At 63.9% G+C, this 25,212-nt stretch carries 22 protein-coding genes; 12 read left to right on the top strand and 10 right to left on the bottom strand.

All coding sequences use genetic code 11. The features are described from left to right. The first annotated feature begins 455 nt into the window (after positions 1-455). Both clpS and clpA read left to right on the top strand, forming a co-directional pair. On the top strand, positions 456-770 hold the full coding sequence (gene clpS, locus ACLFKU_RS06145; protein ID WP_008919570.1) for an ATP-dependent Clp protease adapter ClpS: 315 nt from the start codon (positions 456-458) through the stop codon (positions 768-770). Next, positions 767-3,064 carry an ATP-dependent Clp protease ATP-binding subunit ClpA gene (gene clpA / locus ACLFKU_RS06140; RefSeq protein WP_368584780.1) on the top strand — a complete coding sequence of 766 codons (2,298 nt, stop codon included), beginning with the start codon at positions 767-769 and terminating at the stop codon, positions 3,062-3,064. Before clpS ends, clpA begins: the two co-directional genes overlap by 4 nt. Positions 3,065-3,212: 148 nt before the next feature. Here the strand turns inward: clpA and dut are convergent, their stop codons facing one another. From dut to ACLFKU_RS06110, 6 genes are all read right to left on the bottom strand, one after another. Further along, positions 3,213-3,659, bottom strand: a complete 447-nt coding sequence (gene dut / locus ACLFKU_RS06135) for a dUTP diphosphatase (RefSeq protein ID WP_013090304.1) — start codon at positions 3,657-3,659, stop codon at positions 3,213-3,215. 67 nt (positions 3,660-3,726) lie between these two features. After that, positions 3,727-4,743 (bottom strand): LLM class flavin-dependent oxidoreductase, encoded by a 1,017-nt coding sequence (locus ACLFKU_RS06130; protein WP_410848517.1) that lies wholly within the window; start codon positions 4,741-4,743, stop codon positions 3,727-3,729. A gap of 81 nt (positions 4,744-4,824) precedes the next feature. Continuing rightward, the gene (gene coaBC, locus ACLFKU_RS06125) at positions 4,825-6,042 is read right to left on the bottom strand and encodes a bifunctional phosphopantothenoylcysteine decarboxylase/phosphopantothenate--cysteine ligase CoaBC (protein ID WP_410848516.1); all 1,218 of its coding nucleotides are present in this window, start codon (positions 6,040-6,042) and stop codon (positions 4,825-4,827) included. 127 nt (positions 6,043-6,169) lie between these two features. Then, on the bottom strand, positions 6,170-6,676 hold the full coding sequence (lspA, locus tag ACLFKU_RS06120; RefSeq protein ID WP_410848515.1) for a signal peptidase II: 507 nt from the start codon (positions 6,674-6,676) through the stop codon (positions 6,170-6,172). Next, positions 6,676-9,513 (bottom strand): isoleucine--tRNA ligase, encoded by a 2,838-nt coding sequence (gene ileS / locus ACLFKU_RS06115; RefSeq protein ID WP_410848514.1) that lies wholly within the window; start codon positions 9,511-9,513, stop codon positions 6,676-6,678. The genes lspA and ileS overlap by 1 nt, the downstream gene beginning before the upstream one ends. Before the next feature lie 166 nt (positions 9,514-9,679). Beyond that, positions 9,680-10,675, bottom strand: a complete 996-nt coding sequence (locus ACLFKU_RS06110) for a bifunctional riboflavin kinase/FAD synthetase (protein ID WP_176105244.1) — start codon at positions 10,673-10,675, stop codon at positions 9,680-9,682. 127 nt (positions 10,676-10,802) lie between these two features. Here ACLFKU_RS06110 and purN point away from each other — a divergent pair, with 127 nt between their 5' ends. The 6 genes from purN (at position 10,803) to nadC (ending at position 17,763) form a co-directional block, all read left to right on the top strand. After that, complete coding sequence (gene purN, locus ACLFKU_RS06105) at positions 10,803-11,456, top strand: phosphoribosylglycinamide formyltransferase (protein ID WP_368584785.1); 654 nt, start codon at positions 10,803-10,805, stop codon at positions 11,454-11,456. Further along, positions 11,453-12,712, top strand: coding sequence for an RsmB/NOP family class I SAM-dependent RNA methyltransferase (locus tag ACLFKU_RS06100; protein WP_410848513.1), 1,260 nt, complete (start codon positions 11,453-11,455; stop codon positions 12,710-12,712). Before purN ends, ACLFKU_RS06100 begins: the two co-directional genes overlap by 4 nt. Before the next feature lie 93 nt (positions 12,713-12,805). Beyond that, complete coding sequence (locus ACLFKU_RS06095) at positions 12,806-14,173, top strand: mechanosensitive ion channel family protein (protein WP_410848666.1); 1,368 nt, start codon at positions 12,806-12,808, stop codon at positions 14,171-14,173. 200 nt (positions 14,174-14,373) lie between these two features. Next, complete coding sequence (locus ACLFKU_RS06090; protein WP_176105247.1) at positions 14,374-15,570, top strand: acyl-CoA desaturase; 1,197 nt, start codon at positions 14,374-14,376, stop codon at positions 15,568-15,570. A 130-nt stretch (positions 15,571-15,700) separates the two neighbouring features. Then, entirely contained in the window at positions 15,701-16,840 is a 1,140-nt protein-coding gene (gene nadA, locus ACLFKU_RS06085) for a quinolinate synthase NadA (protein WP_368584799.1), read from the top strand. Then, complete coding sequence (gene nadC, locus ACLFKU_RS06080; RefSeq protein WP_410848512.1) at positions 16,840-17,763, top strand: carboxylating nicotinate-nucleotide diphosphorylase; 924 nt, start codon at positions 16,840-16,842, stop codon at positions 17,761-17,763. The genes nadA and nadC overlap by 1 nt, the downstream gene beginning before the upstream one ends. Before the next feature lie 123 nt (positions 17,764-17,886). Here the strand turns inward: nadC and nadB are convergent, their stop codons facing one another. The 4 genes from nadB to radC all read right to left on the bottom strand — a co-directional run bounded on the left by nadB (position 17,887) and on the right by radC (position 21,246). Further along, positions 17,887-19,485, bottom strand: a complete 1,599-nt coding sequence (nadB, locus tag ACLFKU_RS06075) for an L-aspartate oxidase (protein ID WP_368584790.1) — start codon at positions 19,483-19,485, stop codon at positions 17,887-17,889. A 227-nt stretch (positions 19,486-19,712) separates the two neighbouring features. Further along, positions 19,713-19,880: a 50S ribosomal protein L33 gene (rpmG, locus tag ACLFKU_RS06070; protein ID WP_008919555.1), complete on the bottom strand. Its 168-nt coding sequence runs from the start codon at positions 19,878-19,880 to the stop codon at positions 19,713-19,715. Positions 19,881-19,890: 10 nt separating this feature from the next. Further along, a complete protein-coding gene (rpmB, locus tag ACLFKU_RS06065; RefSeq protein WP_006050117.1) occupies positions 19,891-20,124 on the bottom strand; it encodes a 50S ribosomal protein L28 in 234 nt (77 codons plus the stop codon). A 210-nt stretch (positions 20,125-20,334) separates the two neighbouring features. Beyond that, the gene (gene radC, locus ACLFKU_RS06060; RefSeq protein WP_368584791.1) at positions 20,335-21,246 is read right to left on the bottom strand and encodes a RadC family protein; all 912 of its coding nucleotides are present in this window, start codon (positions 21,244-21,246) and stop codon (positions 20,335-20,337) included. A gap of 211 nt (positions 21,247-21,457) precedes the next feature. Between radC and ACLFKU_RS06055 the strand changes: the two genes are divergently transcribed. The 4 genes from ACLFKU_RS06055 to ACLFKU_RS06040 form a co-directional block, all read left to right on the top strand. After that, a complete protein-coding gene (locus ACLFKU_RS06055; protein WP_062128641.1) occupies positions 21,458-21,913 on the top strand; it encodes a peptidylprolyl isomerase in 456 nt (151 codons plus the stop codon). Between the two features lie 2 nt (positions 21,914-21,915). Next, a complete protein-coding gene (gene ispH, locus ACLFKU_RS06050) occupies positions 21,916-22,875 on the top strand; it encodes a 4-hydroxy-3-methylbut-2-enyl diphosphate reductase (RefSeq protein ID WP_018437873.1) in 960 nt (319 codons plus the stop codon). Between the two features lie 542 nt (positions 22,876-23,417). Beyond that, positions 23,418-24,620: a branched-chain amino acid ABC transporter substrate-binding protein gene (locus ACLFKU_RS06045; protein ID WP_410848511.1), complete on the top strand. Its 1,203-nt coding sequence runs from the start codon at positions 23,418-23,420 to the stop codon at positions 24,618-24,620. 228 nt (positions 24,621-24,848) lie between these two features. Further along, positions 24,849-25,212: branched-chain amino acid ABC transporter permease (locus ACLFKU_RS06040; protein WP_368042657.1), on the top strand; the 364-nt coding region annotated here is incomplete at its 3' end.

The following is a 25,212-nucleotide window of genomic DNA, read 5'->3' as shown; positions in this document are numbered from 1 at the left end:
TTTCGAAATTATGGCTTAGTGAAAAAAGTGCCAGCTTGATTGTTGGGGCTCTTTATTCGAGTGTCAAGAAAATTTTGAGACGTCGTTGTCGCGTTGCAAACAGGCCGCTTTCCAGGGTTTTTACCGCTTCCGTATGTGCGGTGGCGCAAGCGGCGTGGCTTGAAAAGTCGCATAATCGACTCACATGCTGACTGTGCCCGCGGCGCCGACGCCCAGCGCGGCGAGCGCTCGAAGCCAGTACCGGCAGGTTGTGCGATACTCGATCCGACCGCGGTGCAGCACGCACCGTGCATGACAGGATGGGGGCCGGCACCGCAATCGGCCCGTCGAAAACGCGACAGGCCGGCCGATCATGACAGCGTTGTGACCGCCGGGCGGCAGCGAACGGGCTCATCGGCCGGGCGGCCGGGTTTTGACAGGATTGCGGGCCTGTCCTAGTTGTTTAGAATGGGTGTATGGCGATTATCCCGGACAAGCAGGACGGCACCGTACTGGAGCGGCAGGAGCAGAAACTCAAGCCGCCGTCCATGTACAAGGTGGTGCTGCTGAATGACGACTTCACGCCGATGGAATTTGTCGTGATGATCGTGCAGGAATATTTCAATAAGGATCGTGAAACCGCAACGCAGGTCATGTTGAAGGTGCATCGCGAGGGCAGGGGAGTTTGTGGGGTCTATACGCGGGACATCGCGTCGACCAAAGTCGAGCAAGTCGTTACCCACGCACGGCAGGCCGGGCATCCGCTGCAGTGTGTGATGGAGGAAGCATGATTGCCCAGGAACTGGAAGTCAGCCTGCATATGGCGTTCATGGAAGCGCGCCAGGCAAGGCACGAGTTCATAACGGTCGAACATCTTTTGCTCGCGCTGTTGGATAACCCGACGGCGGCAGAGGTACTGCGTGCGTGCGCGGCCAATATCGAGGATCTGCGCCAGAACCTGCGCAACTTCATTCATGACAACACGCCGACCGTGCCGGGCACGGACGACGTCGACACGCAGCCCACGCTCGGTTTCCAGCGTGTGATCCAGCGCGCGATCATGCATGTGCAGTCCACCTCGAACGGCAAGAAGGAAGTGACCGGCGCGAACGTGCTGGTCGCGATCTTCGGCGAGAAGGATTCGCATGCGGTGTACTACCTGCAGCAGCAGGGCGTCACGCGTCTGGACGTGGTCAATTTCATCTCGCACGGTATCGCCAAGACGAGCAGCTCCGACGCCGCGAAAGCGAGCGACGCGAATGCCGAGTCCGACGAAGCCGCCGCGCAGAAGGAAACGCCGCTCGCCCAGTTCACGCAGAACCTGAACCAGATGGCGAAGGACGGCCGCATCGATCCGCTGATCGGACGCGAGTCGGAAGTCGAGCGTGTGGTCCAGGTGCTGTGCCGCCGGCGCAAGAACAATCCGCTGCTGGTCGGCGAGGCCGGTGTCGGCAAGACCGCGATCGCCGAAGGGCTCGCATGGCGCATCACGCGCGGCGAAGTGCCGGACATCCTCGCGGATGCCCAGGTGTATTCGCTCGACATGGGCGCGTTGCTCGCTGGCACCAAGTATCGCGGCGACTTCGAGCAGCGTCTGAAGACGGTGCTGAAGGAACTGAAGGAGCGTCCGCACGCCATTCTGTTCATCGACGAAATCCATACGCTGATCGGCGCGGGCGCCGCGTCGGGCGGCACGCTGGATGCGTCGAACCTGCTGAAGCCGGCGCTCTCGTCGGGCACGCTGAAGTGCATCGGCGCGACCACCTTCACTGAATATCGCGGCATCTTCGAAAAGGACGCGGCGCTGTCGCGTCGTTTCCAGAAGGTCGACGTGACCGAGCCGACCGTCGAGCAGACGGTGGCGATCCTGCGCGGGCTGAAGTCGCGTTTCGAGGAGCACCACGGCGTCAAGTATTCGTCGGGTGCGCTGTCGGCGGCGGCTGAGCTGTCGGCGCGCTTCATCACCGATCGTCATTTGCCGGACAAGGCGATCGACGTGATCGACGAAGCGGGCGCGGCGCAACGCATTCTGCCGAAGTCGAAGCAGAAGAAGACCATCGGCAAGAACGAGATCGAGGAAATCATCTCGAAGATCGCGCGCGTGCCGGCGCAAAGCGTGTCGCAAGACGATCGCAGCAAGCTGCAGACGCTCGACCGCGACCTGAAGAGCGTCGTGTTCGGCCAGGACCCGGCGATCGACGCGCTGTCGGCTGCGATCAAGATGGCGCGCGCGGGCTTGGGCAAGCTCGACAAGCCGATCGGCGCGTTCCTGTTCTCCGGTCCGACAGGCGTCGGCAAGACCGAGGTCGCGAAGCAGCTCGCGTTCACGCTCGGCATCGAGCTGATCCGCTTCGACATGTCGGAGTACATGGAGCGTCACGCGGTGAGCCGGCTGATCGGCGCGCCGCCGGGCTACGTCGGTTTCGACCAGGGTGGCCTGCTGACCGAGGCGATCACGAAGAAGCCGCACTGCGTGCTGCTGCTCGACGAAATCGAGAAGGCGCATCCGGACATCTTCAACGTGCTGCTGCAGGTGATGGACCACGGCACGCTGACGGACAACAACGGCCGCAAGGCGGACTTCCGCAACGTCATCATCATCATGACGACGAACGCGGGCGCCGAGGCGATGGGCAAGTCGGTGATCGGCTTCACGAACCGCCGCGAGGCGGGCGACGAGATGGTCGACATCAAGCGCATGTTCACGCCGGAGTTCCGCAACCGTCTGGACGCGACGATCAGCTTCCGTGCGCTCGATGAGGAAATCATCATGCGCGTGGTCGACAAGTTCCTGATGCAGCTGGAAGATCAGCTGCACGAGAAGAAGGTCGATGCGCTGTTCACCGATGCGCTGCGCAAGCATCTGGCGAAGCACGGTTTCGATCCGTTGATGGGCGCGCGGCCAATGCAGCGCCTGATCCAGGACACGATCCGTCGCGCGCTCGCCGATGAGCTGCTGTTCGGCAAGCTGATGAACGGCGGCCGTGTGACGGTCGACGTCGATGCGGAGGACAAGGTGCAGTTGACCTTCGACGAGCATCCGGCGCCGCGTAATCCGAATCCGGAGGCGGTGGAAGTCGAGTGATGTCAGTCAGGCCGGCGGCGAGTCGAACTGGCCTGACACAAAAAAACAGAACGGCGCGGGTTTTATCCCGCGCCGTTTTTTTATGCTCTGACTTTCTGCTCGCGGCGGCGAGCGCTGAACGCCGCGGCCGCCGCGTCGCGGCAATCGATCAATGCTTGCCGGTGCTGCCAAACCCGCCCGCGCCGCGCACGCTTTCCTCGAAGTCCTCGACGATGTTGAACCTGGCCTGCACGACCGGCACGATCACCAGTTGCGCGAGGCGTTCCATCGGATTCAGCACGAACGTCGTTTCGCCGCGATTCCACGTCGAGATCATCAGTTGGCCCTGGTAGTCGGAATCGATCAGGCCGACCAGATTGCCGAGCACGATCCCATGCTTATGGCCGAGACCCGAGCGCGGCAGAATCAGCGCCGCATAGCCGGGGTCGCCGACGTGGATCGCGAGTCCGGTCGGTACCAGCGCGGTTTCGCCGGGCTTCAGCGTCAGCGGTTCGTCGAGGCAAGCGCGCAGATCGAGGCCGGCGCTACCGGTCGTTGCGTAAGCGGGGAGTTGTTCGCGCATGCGCTGATCGAGAATCTTCAGGTCGAGTTTCATTCAGGTTCGATAGTGGGGGTGGGTGTGGTGGAGGGGCGCGCGGCGGACTCTGGCAAAACCTCTGTGATCAAGCCGCCTGGTTCGAGCCGAGCTGGAACGCCTCGGCGAGCAGTTCGTAGGAGCGCAAGCGGGCGCGATAACTGCCCGCGACGGTCAGCACCATCAGTTCATCGGCCTGGAACTGCTGCTGCAAATCCGTGAGCCGCTCGGTCACGCGCTCAGGCGTGCCGATGATGCTGCGCGGCTTTTCGCGGTCGATTACGAGCTGTTCGCGCTCGCCATATTCCTGTGCGATGCCTTGCTCGATCGACGGAATCGGTTCGTTCAGACCATACGCCATCTGCACGCGACGCAGATCGACGGCTTTTTCGAGGTCCGCGGCTTCCTGTTCGGTGTCCGCGCAGATCACGAAGACCGCGGCCGCCAGATACGGTTTCGATGCCTCGTTGCCAGGCTGGAAGCGCTCGCGATACGCCAGCGCGACCTGCTTGCCGAAATGCGCGTTGATGAAATGCGCGAACGAGAAGCGGATGCCGAGCTGCGCCGCGAGCAGACCGCCGAATTCGCTCGAGCCGAGCATCCACAGCTGCGGGCGCGTCTCGATCTGCGGCTGCAGCAGCACACCCTGCGCGAGATGATCGTCGGGCAGCGCGCCGTGCATGAGGCCGAGCAGCTCGGCGACCTGCTGCGGAAAAAGCTCGCCGCGATTGTAAGCGCCGGCGGCGACCGCCTGCGCGGTGCGCATGTCGCCGCCCGGCGCGCGTCCGACGCCGAGATCGACGCGGTTCGGAAACAGCGCCTCGAGCATCATGAACTGCTCGGCGACCTTGAACGGGCTGTAGTACGGCAGCATGATGCCGCCCGAGCCGATGCGAATGCGTTTGGTCACGCTGCCGAGGCGCGCCAGCATCACTTCAGGGCAGGGATTCGACACGCCGCGCAGGCCGTGATGCTCGGCGCACCAGTAGCGCGTGTAGCCGAGATCGTCGGCGAGCTGCGCGAGTTCCACGGTCGCGGCGATCGCGTCCGCCACCGAATGGCCGGCGATCACCGGTGTTTGATCGAGCACGGAGAGTAGCGTCATGGCAGTAGTGCTCCAGGTGATTCCGGTCGGCTAGCCAGGCAAAGGCGGTAGGGCCAGACGGGCCCACCGTCGCTTGCTCGTTCAGCCAACCGGACTGATGCCGGGCGGCACACGCTTCGCGATTTCCGCGATCAGCGCGCGCGCCAGCGTCTGCTTGTCGGCGCGTGGCAGCTTCGTCGCGCGGCCTGCTTCGAACAGAATTACTTCATTGTCGTCGAGCCCGAACGTTTGCGGCCCCAGATTGCCGATCAGCAGCGGCACGTTCTTGCGCGCGCGCTTCTCCTCGCCGTGGACTTCGAGATTGTCGCTTTCGGCAGCGAAGCCGACCGCGAACGGCGGCTTCGGCAGCCGGGCGACCGCGGCGAGGATGTCCGGATTTTCGACGAATGAAAAGTTCGGCAGCGTGCGCTCGGCGGTCTTCTTGATCTTCCGATCGCTGACGTGGTCGACGCGCCAGTCGGCCACCGCCGCAACGCCGATGAAGATGTCCGCCTGCGCGACCGCGCGCATCACCGCGTCGTGCATCTGCTGAGCGGTCTGCACGTCCTCGCGCAATACGCCCCACGGCGTTTCCAGCGCGACCGGACCAGCCACCAGATGCACGTCGGCGCCGGCCTGCTGCGCGGCGCGCGCAAGCGCGAAGCCCATCTTGCCGCTCGAACGATTGGTGATGCCGCGCACCGGGTCGAGCGGCTCGAAGGTCGGCCCGGCGGTCAGCAGCACGCGCCGGCCGGACAGGATCTTCGGCGCGAAGAACGACGCGATCGCCTCGTAGGTCGCGGCCGCTTCGAGCATGCGGCCATCGCCGATCTCGCCACAGGCCTGCGGGCCCGAATCGGGGCCTAGCACTTCGACGCCGTCCGCGCGCAATTGCGCGGCGTTGCGTTGCGTGGCCGGGTTCTGCCACATCTGCCGGTTCATCGCCGGCACGACGAGGAGCGGGCAGTCGCGCGCAATGCACAGCGTCGACAGCAGATCGTCGGCCATGCCGTGCGCGAGCTTGGCAAGGAAGTCGGTCGATGCTGGCGCGATCACGATCGCATCGGCTTCGCGCGACAGATCGATGTGCGCCATGTTGTTCGGCACGCGAGCGTCCCACTGGCTCGTGTAGACCGGCCGGCCCGACAGCGCCTGCATCGTGATGGGGGTGATGAACTGGGTGGCCGCATCGGTCATGACGACCTGCACGGTCGCGCCTGCCTTGGTCAGCAGACGCGTCAGTTCGGCGATCTTGTAGCAGGCGATGCCGCCCGTCATGCCGAGGACGAGGTGTTTGCCTGCGAGTTCAGCGGTTGCCAACGAAAGCCTCCGACAAAGCGTGATCGCGAGGCGGCGCGAGGGCGTTGCCCGTCTCCGTCGCCGCGCGTTTCAAACCGGACGTGAGGCGCGGCTCTCGCAACCGCGGCCGTGCCTCACGTCGGCGACGTTAGCGTGTGCCGCGTACCCGCCGCAGCTCGTCGATCACGAGCAGGATCGCGCCGATCGTGATTGCGCTGTCGGCGAGATTGAACGCCGGCCAGTGCCAGGCGCCCACGTGGAAGTCGAGGAAGTCGATCACGTGGCCGTACGCGAGCCGGTCGATCACATTGCCGAGCGCGCCGCCGAGAATCAGCGCGAGCGCCGTGCAGAACATTTTCTGCCCGCTATGCCGCTTGAGCAGGTAGCAGATCACGAGCGCCGCGATCACGCCGAGCGCGGTGAACGCCCAGCGCTGCCAGCCGCCCGCCATCGCGAGGAAGCTGAATGCGGCACCGCGGTTGAACACGAGAATCAGGTTGAAGAACGGCGTAACCTCGTGCGGCACACCGTAGGCGAACACTTTGCGCACCGCGATTTTCGTCAGCTGGTCGAACAGGATGACGATCAGCGCGATGCCGAGCCAGGGTGCGAGCGAGCCGCTTGCGGTGGACGTTTTCGACATGGTTCTCGCCATTATGCCGCGCTCCTCGTTTCGCCACTGCCGAACAGATTGCTGAAGCAGCGGCCGCACAGCGACGGATGCTCGGGGTTCGCGCCGACGTCCGCGCGATAGTGCCAGCAGCGTTCGCACTTCAGGTACTTCGAGGCGATCACTTCGACACCTTCGTCCGCTTCGCTATCGACCTTGACGACGCTCGCCGCCGACGTGATCAGCACGAACTTCAGGTCGTCGCCGAGACTCGCGAGCGCGTCGTAACGCGCGCCGCTCGCGCGGATTTCGACTTCCGCCTGCAGCGACGAGCCGATCAGGTTCGCGACCCGAGCCTCTTCGAGCGCCTTGGTCACGTCGCCGCGGACTGCGCGCAGCAGCGTCCACTTGTCGAGCAGCGCGCCCGCGTCCGGCACGGCCGGGTACGCGTGGTAGGTCTCGGTGAAGATCGTTTCGCTGTTCGGCTGGAACACCTTCCACGCTTCTTCCGCGGTGAACGACAGGAACGGCGCCATCACGCGCAGCAGGCCGTGAGCGATGTGATAGAGCGCGGTCTGCGCCGAGCGGCGCGCGACCGAATCCGGCGCCGTCGTGTACAGGCGGTCCTTCAGCACGTCGAGGTAGAAGCCGCCCAGGTCTTCAGAGCAGAACGTCTGCAGCTTGGCGACGACCGGGTGGAACTCGTACTTCTCGTAGTGCGCGAGGATGTCGTTTTGCAGATTCGCCGACAGCGCCACCGCGTAACGGTCGATTTCCAGCCAGTCTTCGACCGGACGCGCGTGCTGCTCGAAGTCGAAGTCCGACAGGTTCGCGAGCAGGAAGCGCAGCGTATTGCGGATACGGCGATAGCCTTCCGTCACGCGCTTCAGGATTTCTTCGGAGATCGCGAGCTCGCCCGAGTAGTCGGTCGACGCGATCCACAGGCGGATGATTTCCGCGCCGAGGCGGTTCGCCACTTCATGCGGATCGATGCCGTTGCCGAGCGACTTGCTCATCTTGCGGCCTTCGCCGTCGACGGTGAAGCCGTGGGTGAGCAGCGCGTTGTAGGGCGGGCGGCCGTCGAGCATCGAGGCGGTCAGCAGCGACGAATGGAACCAGCCGCGATGCTGGTCCGAGCCTTCGAGGTACAGGTCGGCCGGGAACTGCAGCTCGTCCTTGTGCGAGCCGCGCAGCACATGCCAGTGTGTGGTGCCCGAGTCGAACCACACGTCGAGCGTGTCGCGGTTCTTTTCGTACAGGTTGGCGTCGTCACCGATCAGCTCGCGCGGATCGAGCGTCTGCCATGCCTCGATGCCTTCCTTTTCGACGCGCTGCGCGACCTGTTCGAGCAACTCCAGCGTGCGCGGATGCAGCTCGCCGGTTTCCTTGTGCACGAAGAACGCCATCGGCACGCCCCACTGGCGCTGGCGCGACAGCGTCCAGTCCGGGCGGTTCGCGATCATGCTGAAGAGGCGCTGCTTGCCCCACGACGGATAGAACGCCGTGTTCTCGATGCCTTCGAGCGCGGTCTCGCGCAGCGTCTTGTCGCCGTCGTTCGGCTTCACGTCCATGCCGGCGAACCACTGCGATGTGGCGCGGTAGATGATCGGCGTCTTGTGGCGCCAGCAGTGCATGTAGCTGTGCGTGTACTTTTCGGTTCGCAGCAGCGCGCCGGCACCTTGCAGCGCCTCGACGATCTGCGGATTCGCCGCCCAGATCGACAGGCCGCCGAACAGCGCGAGCGATTCGATGTAGCGGCCGTCGCCCATCACCGGATTGATGATGTCCGAGTCGGCCATGCCGTGCGACTTGCACGACACGAAGTCTTCCACGCCATACGCGGGCGACGAGTGCACGATGCCGGTGCCGGTTTCGGTCGTCACGTAGTCGCCCAGATAGACCGGTGCGGTGCGCTTGTAGCCCGGGTGCGCGGACGCGAGCGGGTGGTTGAAGCGCAGGTTCACGAGCTTTTCGCCCGGCGTCGTAGCGATGACCTTTCCTTCGAGGCCGTACAGCTTCAGGCAGTCCTCGACGCGTTCCTCGGCGAGGATCAGCAGGCCGCGCGGCGTGTCGACGAGCGCGTAGACGATTTCCGGGTGCAGGTTCAGCGCCTGGTTGGCGGGAATGGTCCACGGCGTGGTGGTCCAGATCACGATGCCGCCTTCGTTGCGCGGCAGCGCGGCGAGGCCGAACGCCTGCGCGGTCTTCTCCGGTTCGGCGAAGCTGAACAGCACGTCGATGGTCGGATCGGTCTTGTCCTTGTACTCGACTTCCGCTTCAGCGAGCGCCGAGCCGCAGTCGAAACACCAGTTGACCGGCTTCAGGCCGCGGAACACGTAGCCCTTTTCCATGATTTTCGCGAGCGCGCGGATTTCGCCGGCTTCGTTCGCGAAGTTCATCGTCTTGTATGGATTGTCCCAGTCGCCGAGCACGCCAAGGCGGCGGAAGCCGGCCTTCTGCTTCTCGATCTGCTCGGTCGCGTAGGCGCGCGCCTTCTGCATCACTTCGGCCGCCGGCAGCGACTTGCCGAATTGCTTTTCGATCTGGATTTCGATCGGCATGCCGTGGCAGTCCCAGCCCGGCACGTAGACCGCGTCGAAGCCCGCCAGATTGCGCGCCTTGACGATCATGTCCTTCAGGATCTTGTTCACCGCGTGGCCGAGGTGGATGTCGCCGTTCGCATACGGCGGGCCATCGTGCAGGATGAACTTCGTGCGGCCCTTGGAGGCGGCGCGGATCTTGTCGTACACCTTGCGTTCCTGCCAGTCCTTGACCCATTGCGGCTCGCGCCTGGGCAGGTCGCCGCGCATCGGAAACGGCGTGTCGAGCAGGTTGACCGGGTAGCGGGACTGCGGTTTCGAATCGGCTTTCTTGTTGCTCATGATGTGGGTGGCGGTGAATTCGTTTCTATGCGTAGCGGCGCGCGGATTGCGCGCTGCGCGAGGAGCGGGGCGCGCCCGGCAGGCGGCTCCGCGTGAAGCCCGGATGCCCTTCGATGCGCGCGGCGACGGTTCGTGCGGCGCGGCGCGCCGGCCCGAACCGCGGCGGTTATCTAATTCGGTCGGTGGCCGAAGTGGCGAAACCGGTGGAACGGCTGCCCGGCGTGCCGGCGCCCACCGCGGCGAACCATGCACGCGCATTGGCGACGTCGCGCGCGATCGCGGCGGTCAGCGTTTCGAGGTCGACGAACTTCTCCTCGTCGCGCAGCTTCTTCAGAAATTCGACGCGCACGAGTTTGCCATACGCGTCGCCGTGCCAATCGAGCAGGTGCACTTCGAGCAGCACGCGGCCGGAATCGTCGACGGTGGGGCGCAGGCCGAGGCTCGCGACGCCCGGCAGCGGGTGCTCGGCGATGCCGTGCACCTGTACGACGAAGATGCCGGCCAGAGCCGGACGCTTGTGCGCGATCGGCAGATTGAGCGTCGGAAAGCCGAGATCGCGGCCGAGCTTCATGCCATGGGTGACGTGGCCGCTGATCAGATAGTCGCGGCCGAGCGCGGCGCGCGCCGAGTCGAGGTCGCCCGCGACCAGCGCCGCGCGCACGCCCGAGCTCGAGATGCGCGCGCCCGACGGATCGGCGACCGTCGCCATCTGTTCGACCTCGAAGCCGTAATGCTTGCCGGCCTCCCGCAGCGACGCGAAATCGCCGGCGCGCTTCGCGCCGTAGCGGAAGTCGTCGCCGATCATGATCCAGCGCGCGTGCAAGCCGTTGACGATGATCCGCTCGACGAATGCATCGGGCGACTGGCTCGCGAACGTGTGATTGAAGTGCTCAACGACGACCCGGTCGACTCCGTTGGTGCGCAGCGCCTCGAGCTTGTCGCGCAGCATCGCGATGCGCGGCGGCGCGCCGGCCGGGTTGAAAAACTCGCGCGGGTGCGGCTCGAAGGTCATCACGCAGACGGGCAGGCCACGCGCGTTGGCGGCCGCGCGCACGTGCGCGAGCAGAGCCTGGTGGCCGCGGTGGACACCGTCGAAGTTGCCGATGGTCAGCGCGCACGGCGCGCGACTCTCGGCATTGGGAAGACCGCGGAAGACTCTCACGATAGCGGATTGCTGCGATTGCAATAGGGACGCGGGCAGGGTGCCGCAAAACAATCGATTATAAACGCTTGGCGCAATAGACGGGCGCGGTCGCGGTCGGGCGATTGCCGAATGATAAAATCCGCGCATGAAAAAACTCGTCATCCTGATTTCCGGGCGGGGTAGCAACATGGAAGCCATCGTGCGCGCTTGCGCGAGCGAAGGCTGGCCGGCGCGGGTCGCCGCCGTGATTGCCAACCGTCCCGATGCCGCGGGGCTCGCATTCGCGGCGTCGCATGGCATCACCACGGCGGTGGTCGACCACCGCCAGTTTCCGGATCGCGACAGCTTCGACGCGGCGCTCGCCGAGCAGATCGACGCTATCGCGCCGGACCTCGTCGTGCTCGCGGGCTTCATGCGGGTGCTGACCGAGCGCTTCGTCGACCATTACGCCGGGCGCATGCTGAACGTGCATCCGTCGCTGCTGCCGAGCTTTCCGGGCCTGAAGACTCACCAGCAGGCGCTCGACGCCGGCGTGCGGTTCCACGGCGCGTCGGTGCATTTTGTCACATCAAAGCTCGATCACGGGCCGATCGTCGTGCAATCGGCCGTGCCTGTCGAGGCGGGCGATACCGCACAGACGCTCGCCGCACGCGTGCTCGCCACCGAGCACATCATTTATCCACGCGCGGTGCGCTGGTTCGTCGAAGGGCGTCTCGCTCTGGACGGCTCGCGCGTCACGCTTACGCCGTCGGAGCCGCAATGGCTCTTTGCCGGTCACACCGCCGGAGAGGGCGCATGAGATTGCATGGTTTCCTGATTGGACAAACTGAAACGCTGTTGGCCGAAGTACTGCGGCTGAACGGCCCCGCTGACGCCACCACGAGCCGCTTCTTCCGCGCGCATCCGAAGCTCGGCCACGCCGAGCGCGGTGTGATCGCCGAGGCGGTGTTCGCGGTGCTGCGCCGCCGGATGGAGTTCGCGCATCTGGCCGAAAGCGGCACCGGCAGCCCGGCGCGCCGCATGGCCCTGCTGGGCCTGATGCAAACGGTCGGACGCTCGGCGCTCAAGCCGTTCGCCACCGAGGCCGAGGCGACGTGGCTCGAACACGTGTCGAAGATCGACCCGGAAAGCCTGCCGCTGCGGATTCGCCTGAATCTGCCCGACTGGATCTGCCAGGCTTTGAGCACGCGTTTCGAGGGCCCTGAGCTCGCGCAGCTGGCCGCCGCGCTGAACTATCCGGCGCCGCTGGATCTGCGCGCGAACCCGATCAAGGCGAGCCGCGACGACGTGCTGGGTGCGCTGGCGAAGGCCGGCATCGAGGCAGGCGCGACGCCGTTCGCGCCGCTCGGCGTGCGCGTGGTCGGCAAGCCGGCGTTGACGAAGCTCGACGCGTTCCAGCAGGGCTGGCTCGAAGTGCAGGACGAGGGCAGCCAACTGCTGTGCTCGCTGGTCGCGCCGCGGCGCGGCGAGATGATCGTCGATTTCTGCGCCGGCGCGGGCGGCAAGACGCTGGCGCTCGGCGCGGCGATGCGCTCGACCGGCCGGCTCTACGCGTTCGACATCTCCGAGCGGCGTCTCGCGAAGCTGAAGCCGCGTCTCGCGAGGAGCGGTCTGTCGAACGTGAACCCGGTGCTGATCGACAGCGAACACGACGCGAAGATCAAGCGTCTGGCTGGCAAGATCGACCGCGTGCTCGTCGATGCGCCGTGCAGCGGCCTCGGCACGCTGCGCCGCAATCCGGACCTGAAGTGGCGCCAGTCGCCGGAGTCGATTGCCGAGCTGGCGCCGAAGCAGGCGTCGATTCTGGCGAGCGCGGCGCGTCTCGTGAAGAAGGGCGGGCGGCTCGTCTATGCCACGTGCTCGATTCTCGACGCGGAAAACGAGGCGGTCGTGCAGCAGTTCCTCGCCGACCACACTGATTTCGCGCTGGTGCCCGTGCGCGACGTGCTCGCCGAGCAGCGCATCGAGCTGGAGATGCGCGACTACCTGTCGCTGTGGCCGCACCGCCACGCGACCGACGGCTTCTTCGCCGCCGTGCTCGAGCGCCAGAGCTAGGCAACCGGCTGCAGGCCGGCGCGCGCGGATTGGCCGATGAATCCGCACGTGCCGGCGATTTCGGCGACATCCATGCACACGATTTTCCCCCACATGTTCAGCGACATCGCGCGCGACTTCGGTCAGCCCGTGATGCTGTGGCAGGTCGCGATCCTGCTCGGGACGCTGCTCGTCGCATGGCTGCTCGCGCGGACGCTGCGCCGCCGGATCAAGCGGTCGCAATCGCCGCGCTACGAGAGCCTGCGTTTCGGCATGGAAAGTCTGGATCGAGCGGCTTTTCCGCTGATCGGCGCGGCGCTCGTGTGGCTCGCGCGGGCGATCGCCGGCCAGTTCATGGACACCGCGCTGCTCGATCTGGCGCTGGTGCCGCTCGTCGGCATCGGGCTGATCTACATCGTGTTCTTCTTCGCGCGGCGGGTGTTCAACCGCGAAGGGGGCGAGCATCCGTGGCTGTTTCTGGTCGAGAAAATCGTGTCGGTGGTCGTTTGGGTCGGCATGGTGCTCACGCTGTTGGGCATTCAGAATGCCGTGATCGCATGGATGGACAGCGTGAGCTTCCGCGTCGGCAATGCGCATATGACGCTGCTGTCGCTGATCACGGGGCTGTTGTGGGTCGCCGTCACGATGATCGTCGCGATGTGGCTCGGCTCGTCGTTCGAAGATCGCCTGATGCGCTCCAAGACGCTCGACGCGAACCTGAAGGTGGTGGTCGCGCGCGTCGGCCGCGCGGCCTTCGTGCTCGCGGCGATCCTGATCAGCCTGTCGATCGTCGGCATCGACATCACGGTGCTCGGCGTGTTCGGCGGCGCGCTCGGCGTCGGGCTCGGCTTCGGCATGCAAAAGATCGCGAGCAACTACGTGTCTGGCTTCATCATCCTGCTCGACCGCTCGTTGCGGATCGGCGACACGATCAACGTGGGCGGCCTGCAGGGCCGCGTCACGCAGATCCGTACGCGCTATACGGTCGTGCGCGGACTCGACGGTATCGAAACGCTGATTCCGAACGAGAAGCTGATCACCGACGTCGTACAGAACCAGTCGTCGTTTCTGACTCGTGGCCACGCGAGGGTGCCCGTGCAGATCGCCTACACATCCGACGTCGAGCAGGCGATGACGCTGCTCGCCCTGGCCGCCGCCGACGTGCCGCGGGTGTTGAGCGAGCCGGCGCCGACGCCATTTCTGGTCGGTTTCGGCCCGGACGGCGTCAATCTCGAGTTGGGCTTCTGGATCGAAGACGCGGCGAGCGGCACACGTGGCGTGCTCTCGGCGGTCAACCGGAACATCTGGCGCCTCTTTTCCGAGCACAGCATCAGGATTCCGCTTGCGCAACGTGAGGTGCGCATCGTCGGTCAGGCAGGCGGCGCAATGCCGCACCCGGAAGTAATGACCGATCCCGCGCACGAGGCCGCGACCGATTCAGCGCTCAGGGCCGCCGACGGGGCCACCAACGACGGTCGTTAGGCCCAGCTTTTGGCCCTCGCAAGTGATGCGCCAGTTCCGAGACAATCGCTAGCAGCTTGATAGCGCACAAAAAATCCCTATTTGTTACAAACACTTGGAATGCTTCCAGTAGAATATCGTCCTATCCCGCTGTATGCTTTCACTTTCATGACACACGCGCCGCGTGTGCTTCGTATCTCTCGTTCTGCAGGTAACTTACCTTGTTGAATTCTTTGCTCGATTTCCTTGCCCACGGACTGCTGCATTTCTCGTGGTGGCAACTCGTCGTGTACACGCTGATCGTGACGCACATCACGATTATCGGCGTGACCGTCTATCTGCATCGCTGCCAGGCGCATCGCGCGCTGGATCTGCACCCGATCGCCAGCCATTTTTTCCGTTTCTGGCTGTGGATGACCACCGGTATGCTGACCGGCCAGTGGGCCGCGATTCACCGTAAGCATCACGCGAAGTGCGAAACCGAAGAGGATCCGCACAGCCCGCAGACGCGCGGCATCTGGAAGGTGCTGCTCGAAGGCGCCGAACTCTATCGCACCGAAGCCAAAAACGAAGAAACGATGCGCAAGTTCAGTCACGGTACGCCGAATGACTGGATCGAGCGCAACGTCTACACGAAATACCCGATTCTCGGCGTGAGCCTGATGATGGTGATCAACGTCGCGCTGTTCGGCGTTGTCGGTCTGACCATCTGGGCCGTGCAGATGGTGTGGATTCCTTTCTGGGCCGCAGGCGTGGTCAACGGCCTCGCGCACTTCTGGGGCTATCGCAACTTCAATTCGTCGGATGCGAGCACCAACATTTTCCCGTGGGGCATCATCATCGGTGGCGAGGAACTGCATAACAATCACCACACGTACGCGACGTCGGCGAAGCTGTCGAACAAGTGGTACGAGTTCGACATCGGCTGGATGTACATCCGCATCATGCAGGCATTTCGTCTGGCCAAGGTGAAGAAGATCGCGCCGACGCCGCGGCTGACCACCGGCAAGCTCGTGCTCGATCAGGACACGCTGCAGGCCGTGCTCGCGAACCGCTACGAAGTGATGGAGCGTTACGCGAAGGCGATCAAGCGCGCGTACCGTCAGGAGCTTGCGCATCTGAAGGAAGTCGGCGCACGCGAGAAGTATCAGGTGATGCGCGGTGCGCGTAGCTGGTTCCACAAGGAAGAGGCGGGCCTCAATGAGCCGCAGAGGCTCCAGCTGCCGCAAATTTTTGCGAGCAGCCAGAAGCTGAAGACCTACATCGACATGCGCAACGAACTGGCGGCGATGTGGGAGCGCTCCAACGCGTCGCGCGAGCAATTGCTGGCGCAATTGCAGGACTGGTGCCATCGCGCCGAGCAGAGCGGGATCAAGGCGCTGCAAGACTTCGCGATGCGACTGCGTCGCTATGCCTGAAATCCATTAAAATTTCAGGACGTCACAAAACCCCGCGTTGGCGGGGTTTTGCGTTTTTGGGCCGTGCAAATGCGTTGCGCGTGTTGCGCGAGTGGCAAGCCGCGGCGGCCAGGTGAGGGCAGAGGAGATGATGGAGCAGCAGGCGATCAGGACCGTCGAATTCGATCGGCCTCAGGCGCAGGGCACGACCTGCGGGATCGGGCAGGCGTGGGCGAAGGTGCCCGAGACGCCGTCCGCGGAGGAGAAGCGGGCGCTGAAGGCGCGCATCCGCGAGTTACTCAAGCGCGAGAAAGCGGTGCTGGTCGCGCATTATTATGTTGACGCTGAATTGCAGGAGCTTGCAGACGAAACCGGCGGTTGCGTGGCCGATTCGCTGGAAATGGCGCGCTTCGGGCGCGATCACGAAGCGCAGACGCTGGTGGTCGCGGGCGTGCGCTTCATGGGTGAGACCGCAAAAATTCTCAGTCCAGATAAGCGCATTCTGATGCCGGATCTGGACGCGACCTGTTCGCTCGACCTCGGCTGTCCGGTCGACGAGTTCTCGGCGTTCTGCGACGCACATCCGGACCGCACGGTGGTCGTGTACGCGAACACTAGCGCGGCCGTGAAGGCGCGCGCGGACTGGATGGTGACGTCGTCGATCGGGTTGGAAATCGTCGCCGATCTGCATGCGCGAGGCGAGAAGATCATCTGGGCACCGGACCGTCATCTGGGTAGCTACATCCAGGGCAAGACCGGCGCGGACATGCTGATGTGGCAGGGCTCGTGCCTCGTGCACGACGAATTCAAGGGCATCGAGCTCGATCTGCTGCGCGCCGAATATCCGCACGCGAAGGTGCTCGTGCATCCGGAGTCGCCGGCCAACGTGGTCGCGCTGGCGGACGTGGTTGGCTCGACCACGCAGTTGATCGATGCTGCGCAGAAGCTCGACGCGACGCACTTCATCGTCGCGACCGACCTCGGCATCCTGCACAAGATGCAACTCGCCGCGCCCGGCAAGACGCTGATCGCCGCGCCGACGGCCGGCAACAGCGCGACCTGCAAGAGCTGCGCCCATTGCCCGTGGATGGCGATGAACGGCCTCGCGAATCTGGCCGATGTGCTCGAGCGCGGCCATAACGAGATCTTCGTCGATCGCGCGATCGGCGAGCGGGCGCGTCTGCCGATCGACCGTATGCTCGATTTCGCGGCCCGTCACAAGAAGCGCGTGCAGGCGAGCGGCGATCTTGCGCGCGACGCGCAACTGTATTCGAACGTGGGAGCAGCGTAATGACGGCGGTGCAGAAGGCGCCTGAGCAGGCAGTGGCGCGCGATGAGGCCGACGCAACATCGCCGCTTTTCGCGGAGATTCACGCGCAGTACGGCGCGGCGTTCGACGCGGCGCTCGCGCGCAATGTCGCCGATGCGCTCGCCGAAGATATCGGTAGCGGCGACCAGACCGGCCGCCTCGTGCCTGCCGATGACGTTCGCAACGCGCGCATCATCGTGCGCGAGGAGGCGGTGCTGTGCGGCGTGCCTTGGTTCGACGCGGTGATGCGTGCGGTCGATCCGCGCATCGAAGTTCAATGGCGTTACCGCGAGGGCGAGCGCATGAGCGCCGATACGACGGTCTGCGATCTGCGCGGGCCGGTGCGCGCGCTGCTGACCGCAGAGCGTAACGCGATGAATTTCCTGCAGTTGCTGTCGGGCGTGGCAAGCGCGACCCGCCGCTATGTCGACGCGATTGCCCATACGAGCACACGCGTTCTCGATACGCGCAAGACGCTGCCGGGATTGCGGCTCGCGCAGAAGTACGCGGTGCGCGTCGGCGGCGGTGCCAATCAGCGGCTCGCGCTGTACGACGGCATTCTGATCAAGGAAAACCACATTGCGGCGGCCGGCGGCGTGGGTGCGGCGATGGATGCGGCGCACGCGTTGAATGCGGGCGTGCCCATCCAGATCGAAGTCGAGACGCTCGAACAACTGGAAACCGCGCTCGCGCATCGCGCGCAGTCGATCCTGCTCGACAACTTCTCATTCGACATGATGCGCGACGCGGTTCGCATCACGGCCGGTCGCGCGGTGCTCGAGGTGTCCGGCGGCGTCAATTTCGAGACCGTGCGCACGATCGCGGAGACGGGCGTGGATCGCGTGTCGATTGGCGCGCTGACCAAGGACGTGCGTGCGACCGACTACTCGATGCGGATCGTTTAAGCGTCGCGCGTTTTAGCGCATCGATCGACGCTCCTGACGACCGAACAAGGCATTGCCGGAGTTTGCCGGCAATGGCCGTGTTATTTACGGCGCCGTTTCAGGGTGTGCTTCGGCGCGATGCCGTCAGGCATTCGGCCTTCGGACATATTTCGGCGTGAGCACCGTCGGCAGCGCCTTGGGCAATGTGGCCGGCCAGTCGCGGCTGAAATGCAGGCCGCGGCTTTCGCGCCGCGAGCGCGCGCCGTCCACGATCAGCGACGCCACGTCGACCAGATTGCGTAGCTCCAGCAGATCGCGGCTCACCTTGAAGTTCGCGTAGTACTCGTGGATCTCGTCACGCAACAGCGCGAGCCGGTGCTTCGCGCGCTCGAGCCGTTTGTCGGTGCGCACGATGCCGACGTAGTTCCACATCAGCCGGCGCAGTTCGTCCCAGTTGTGCGCGACCACCACTTCCTCGTCCGGATCGGACACGCGGCTTTCGTCCCAAGCCGGCAGCGGCGCGTGCACGGCGGCGGCGAAGCCTTCCGCTTCGATCGCCTCGGCGGCCGCGCGGCCAACCACGAGGCATTCGAGCAGCGAATTGCTGGCCAGCCGGTTCGCGCCGTGCAGGCCGGTGCAGGACGTTTCGCCGACCGCGTAGAGACCCGCGAGGTCAGTGCGCCCCGCCAGATCGGTGACGACGCCGCCGCACGTGTAATGCGCGGCCGGTACCACCGGAATCGGCTGTTTTGTGATGTCGATGCCGAACTCCAGGCAACGGGCCAGGATCGTCGGGAAATGCTCGTGCAGGAACGCGGCCGGCTGGTGGCTGATGTCGAGGTACACGCAGTCGATGCCGCGTTTCTTGATCTCGAAGTCGATCGCCCGCGCGACGATATCGCGCGGCGCAAGCTCCGCGCGCTCGTCGTGATTGGGCATGAAGCGAGTGCCGTCCGGCAGCTTCAGAATCCCGCCTTCACCGCGTACTGCTTCCGAAATCAGGAACGACTTCGCGTACGGGTGAAACAGGCACGTCGGGTGGAACTGGATGAATTCCATGTTCGCCACGCGACAGCCGGCGCGCCATGCCATCGCGATGCCGTCGCCGGTCGCGGTGTCGGGGTTGGTCGTGTAGAGGTAGACCTTGCCCGCGCCGCCGGTCGCGAGCACCGTATGCGGCGCTTCGATCGTAACGGTGCGGCCGCTTTGCAGATCGAGCGCATACAGACCATGGCAGCGGCGGCCGGGTAGGCCGAGACGTTCGGACGTGATCAGGTCGATCGCGTGATGATCTTCGAACAGCACGATGTTCGGATGATGGCGCACCTGCTCACTGAGCGTGGCGACGACCGCATGGCCGGTCGCGTCGGCCGCGTGAATGATCCGGCGATGGCTATGGCCGCCTTCGCGCGTCAGATGAAAGCCCAGCTCGGCGGCGTCGTCTTTCGTGAATGGCACGCCCTGCTCGATCAACCATTCAATCGCGGCGCGCCCATGTTCGACAATGAAGCGCGTCGCAGCCTCGTCGCATAGACCGCCCCCCGCAATCAGCGTGTCGCGCACGTGATTCTCGACGCTATCCGCGGAATCCAGCACCGCGGCGATGCCGCCTTGCGCCCAGTCGCTCGCGCCTTCGGTCAGCGATCGCTTGGCGATCACAGCAACGCGCCGTGTCTGCGCAAGATTGAGCGCGACGCTCAATCCAGCCAGACCGCTACCGACAATCGCCACATCGAATTCCATTGCCCACATCTCCGTCTTTCATATTGCGATGACTGCGCGCGAACCGCACGCCGCGAAAACGACAAAGGATACGCGCCACGACGCACTAGCGAAAGCTGGCTGAACGGAATAGGGCGGTTTGCGCGCGCATTGCTGCCCTATCGCGAAGACCGCCCAAAAACAAAAAAGCCTCGCACGGATGCGAGGCTTTTCATGTTTTTTGCCTTCGTCAGGCTGGAGAGCCAAGATTACTTGATCTTGGTTTCCTTGTAGTCAACGTGCTTGCGGATGACCGGATCAAATTTCTTGATCAGCATCTTTTCCGGCATGTTGCGTTTGTTCTTCGTGGTCGTGTAGAAGTGACCCGTGCCTGCGGTCGATTCCAGCTTGATCTTGTCGCGTGCGCCTTTCGCCATGATTTACTCCTTAGGCTTCACCGCGTGCGCGCAGGTCTGCGAGCACAGCGTCGATACCGTTCTTGTCGATCAGGCGCAGGCCCGCGTTCGAAATACGCAGACGCACCCAACGGTTTTCGCTTTCCACCCAGATACGGCGGCTTTGCAGGTTCGGCAGGAACCGGCGCTTGGTCTTGTTGTTCGCGTGGGAAACGTTGTTGCCGCTCATCGGCGCTTTCCCAGTTACTTGGCATACGCGTGCCATGAGAGCACTCCTAATACGCTAATTCTGAGTTCGAACGCCGTGAAAGTTTCCCGAAAAGAGCCGCGCTGAGAGTGTACGAACTTGCGCCGAATTTGCATCGAGGCACTTCGCTACCACAGCCGCCTGACCTTTGCGGAACGCCTTGATGGCTTCGGAACAGGGGGTTGGAAATAGGCAAACCGGAATTCTAGCAGAAAAAAAGCCGCAAAATCAAACCTTATTTGCGATGCGGGACACCGCACTGTGGGGTGGCCCTTCCGCTTCCCGCGCTCCAGCGGGCTTACGCGCGAGCCCCGGCCAGCCGGCGCGGGCGAACGAGTATACGCTGTCCGCGCCGATTACCAGATGATCGATCAGCTGCACATCGACGAGCGCGAGCGCGTCGCGCAGTGTCTGCGTGAGGCGGCAGTCGCTGGCACTCGGCTCAACGGCGCCGGACGGATGATTGTGCGCGACGATCAGGCTGGCCGCGTTCGCGGCGAGCGCCCGCCGCACGATCTCGCGTGGATACACGGCCATGCGCGTGAGCGAGCCGCGCGCGCTTTCCTCGCAGCGAATCAGCCGATGCCGCGCGTCGAGGAACAGCGACACGAACACCTCCTGCGGCTGTCCACCGATCAGAAGGCGCAGATAACTTTCGACTGCTTCGGGCGAATTCATCAGCGGGCGCTTGCGCATCTTGTCCACGAGGGAGCGACGCGCCATTTCCATGATCGCGAGCAATTGCGCCTTTTTTGCCGGGCCAATGCCGCGAATGCCGTCGAAATCCTCATAAGTCGCGTCGAGCATCGCGCGCAGTGAGCCGAAGCGATCGAGCAGCGCCCGCGCGACGCTGAACACGTCGTGACCGGGCAGGCCGGAGCCGAGCACGAGCGCGATCATTTCGGTGTCCGACAGCACGTCGGGGCCCTGGTCGATCAGTCGCTCGCGCGGCATGTCGCGCCGGAGCCATTTGCCCCGGAACAGTTGCCGCCGGCTGCGGACGGCCGAGTCGGCGGCTTCCGAAGGAGTCTTGGCCGACCGGTTGGAAGCGGCTTTCACGCCGCCTGTGGCGCGTGCCCGCGCCTTCGGTCGCAGCGTTGCCGCAGGTGTTTCGTCGATTGTGCTGGCGAAATCAGCCATATATATAGAGTCCTCCGCGTAAGGTGGACGGCGCACAAGCGGCGCAACGCGCCGGACGGCCGTGCCGCCCACGCGCGCGACGGACTCAAGCCGGCGCCCGCTAGGTGGCTTACAATAGACGCTTTGCGCACGGCACCCCGACGGTCTGCCACACGCGTCGACTGCTCCCGCGGCGCACGCGTGCAGCGCGCTTCGACTGAGCGAGCATTGCATGAGCATCATCGATATTTCCGAGGTGAAACCCGGTTCACACGTCACGCTGCATTACCGGCTTTCCCTTGCCGATGGCGCCGAAGTGATCAACACGTTCAACGACAAGCCGGCCACGTTGCTGCTCGGTGCAGGTCAATTGGCGCCGCCGCTGGAAGATATTTTGCTGGGTTTGAAGGTGGGCCACCATTCGACCTTTCAGCTAGCGCCGGGTCAGGCGTTCGGCCCGCGCAATCCGGATCTGATCCAGCGCGTGTCCCTCGCCACGCTGCGGGAGAACAGCATGATCGGCGAGGATTTTTCCCCGGGTGACCTGGTCGAATTCAACGCGCCGGGCGGCGGGCGCTACGCCGGCGTGCTGAAGGAAGTCGGCGAAACGTCGGCCCTGTTCGATTTCAATCACCCGCTTGCCGGCCAGGCGCTGGCGTTTGAAGTGAAAATCATCGGGATTTTGTAAACATGAGCATCACGGATACGACTCTTGCCGAAGCGGAGATCCTGCTGGCCCAGCCACGCGGTTTCTGCGCCGGCGTCGACCGGGCGATCGAGATCGTCGAGCGGGCCATCAAGCTGTATGGCTCACCGATCTACGTGCGTCACGAAATCGTCCATAACGCCTATGTGGTCGAAGACCTGCGCAAGAAGGGGGCGATCTTCATCGAGAACCTGGAGGAAGTGCCGGCGGGCAACACGGTGATCTTCAGCGCGCACGGCGTGTCGAAGGCCGTGCGTTCGGAGGCGGAGTCGCGCGGGCTGCGAGTGTACGACGCCACCTGTCCGCTCGTGACCAAGGTGCATATCGAAGTCGCGAAGATGCGCCAGGACGGTTTCGACATCGTGATGATCGGCCACAAAGGCCACCCGGAAGTGGAAGGCACGATGGGTCAGGCGGCCGAGGGCATGCATCTGGTCGAGGATATCGAGGATGTGCAGGCGTTGCAGCTCGCCGATCCCGAGCGGATCGCGTTCGTCACCCAAACCACGCTGTCGGTCGACGACGCCGCCGAAATCATCGGTGCGCTGAAGGCCAAGTATCCGTCCATCCGTGAGCCGAAGAAGCAGGACATCTGCTACGCCACGCAGAATCGCCAGGACGCCGTGAAGTTCATGGCGCCGCAGTGCGACGTCGTGATCGTCGTCGGCAGTCCAAACAGCTCGAATTCGAACCGCTTGCGCGAGCTTGCAGAGAAGCTCGGTGTGCCGGCCTATATGGTCGATTCGCCCGATCAGATCGATCCTGTCTGGGTCGAGGGCAAGCGCCGCATCGGCGTGACCGCTGGTGCGTCGGCGCCGGAGGTGCTGGCGCAGGCAGTGATCGCGCGTCTGCGTGAGCTGGGTGTGCGCAACGTGCGCGCGCTCGAAGGCATCGAGGAAAACATCGCGTTTCCGCTGCCGCGCGGGCTCGGCCTGCCAGCCTGACAATCCGTTAGCATCGCTGAAAGGAAAGCGCGCCCGAGGGCGCGCTTTTTTTTGGCGCGACTCTGTGGGGTCGCTGAGAAAATAGGTGCCTGATCGAATGAATTCGGACGTTTCAGTGCTCTCGCGCACAAACTATTTTGAATTGTGATCGGGTCTTTTATTGATTTTCGAGCGATGCATCCCCGTTTTAACATAAGTAAGGAGCTTAAGAAGAATTAATCATGCACTGAATTGGTGCTCTTGACGCACGCGAGATAAAAGGACGTATCGGACGCAAGCCCCGGCCCATCCGGCATTCAAGCCGACTGGCCACAACACTTGATGCCATCGGGTTCGGCGGCGGTGCAACTGATGCACGCAAACGGATCGCAACCGGGTTGCTCTTTTTAGCGGATTTTGCTTTCAATATCAGGTTGCAATGCAGGAAAACCCCACCGGTTCAACAATATTGCCACCCGCATAATTGGAGTTACAATGCGCGCGTTCTCAAGGCCTTGAGGTCCTGGACAGTGGATTTTGCAAGGCGCAGGAGACCTTACTTGATGCGAGTCAAATTTGCTTACGCCGTGTCCATCGCGGCCGCGGTTGCGATGCTGACCGCGTGCGGCAAGAAACAGGATGGCGAAGCGGGTGCGGGCGCATCGGCGGCTTCGTCCGCGATAGTCGCTTCTACGAGTGAAGCGACTATCGTAAAGATCGGTCATGCGGCCCCGTTGACGGGCGGCATCGCGCACCTGGGCAAGGACAACGAAAATGGGGCGCGCCTCGCGGTCGAGGAAATCAATGCGCAGGGGCTGACGATCGACGGTCGCAAGATCCAGCTGCAACTCGACGCGCAGGACGATGCGGCGGACCCGAAAACGGGTACCGCCGTCGCGCAGAAACTGGTCGACGATCACGTGGTCGCGGTGATCGGGCACCTGAACTCCGGGGTCTCGATTCCGGCGTCGAAGATCTACAGCGACGCGAGCATCGTGCAGATCTCGCCGTCGTCGACGAATCCTGCCTACACGCAGCAGGGGTTCAAGACGACTTATCGGGTAGTCGCGACCGACGCGCAACAGGGTCCGGCGCTCGCCAATTACGCGACGAAGGCGCTGGGCGCCAAACGGATCGCGATCGTGGACGATGCGACCGCCTACGGCAAAGGTCTCGCGGACGAATTCGCGAAGACCGCCGAGGCGAGCGGCGCGAAGATCGTCGCGCGGGAGGCAACGAACGACAAGGCCACGGATTTCCGGGCCATTCTCACGAAGATCAAGAGTGTTCAGCCGGACGCGATTATGTTCGGCGGCATGGACGCGACGGGCGGGCCGTTTACGAAGCAGGCGGCGGCGCTCGGTATCAGGGCAAAAATCCTTGGCGGCGACGGTGTGTGTACCGACAAGGTAGGTGAGCTGGCGGGTACCGCCGTGCAAAACCTGGTCTGTTCGGAAGCAGGACTCGCGCTTTCGAAAATGACCAACGGAGCGGACTTCGAAAAGAAGTACGAGGACCGCTTCCACACGCCGGTGCAGATTTACGCGCCGTTCACGTATGACGCTGTGTACGTGATCGTCGATGCAATGAAGCGCGCTAATTCGATCGAGGCGCCCAAGGTGCTGGCTGCGATGCCTTCGACCGATTACAACGGGGTAATCGGCCACATCGCGTTCGACGACAAGGGTGATTTGAAAGAGGGCGCCATTACGCTTTACGACTTCAAGGACGGCAAGAAAGCAGTGCTCGACGTCGTAAAGATGTGATGACGGGAAGTTCGGCCTGACGGCACCGACACCATCCAACGGTGCCGTTTTTGCATCCGCCCAAGGGGAGCTCGCGACCGCATCACGGTCGTCAGAGCAAGCCGGCAGCGGATAACCCTTACCGGTCTTTTACATCAGTACCCGCAGTGCCGTTGAGATTCGTAGTGCATCACCGCCCACCGGCAGATGAAAAGCGCGAATCCAGTCGCACGGGCTAAGGAGCAATAAATGGATATCTTCATCCAGCAGATCCTGAATGGACTGGTGCTTGGCAGTGTCTACGCCATCATCGCACTGGGCTATACGATGGTTTACGGCATTCTGGGCATCATCAACTTCGCTCACGGCGACGTGTTGATGGTGGGCGCGATGGTTGCGCTCTCCGCCATAGGTGTGCTGCAGAACCACTTTCCCGGCCTCGGCAACGTGCTGACGCTGGTCATCGCGTTGCTCATCGCGGCGGCAGTCTGCGCGGTGGTCGGCTACACGATCGAGCGCGTGGCCTACCGGCCGTTGCGCCGCGCACCGCGTCTCGCGCCGCTGATCACCGCGATCGGTGTGTCGATTCTGCTGCAGACGCTCGCGATGATGA

Origin of the sequence: Paraburkholderia sp. EG304 (assembly GCF_046543485.1) — a bacterium.
Taxonomy (GTDB): domain Bacteria; phylum Pseudomonadota; class Gammaproteobacteria; order Burkholderiales; family Burkholderiaceae; genus Paraburkholderia; species Paraburkholderia youngii.
The sequence above is the reverse complement of the archived record's forward strand: the minus strand, read 5'-3'. Positions and strand labels throughout refer to the sequence as shown.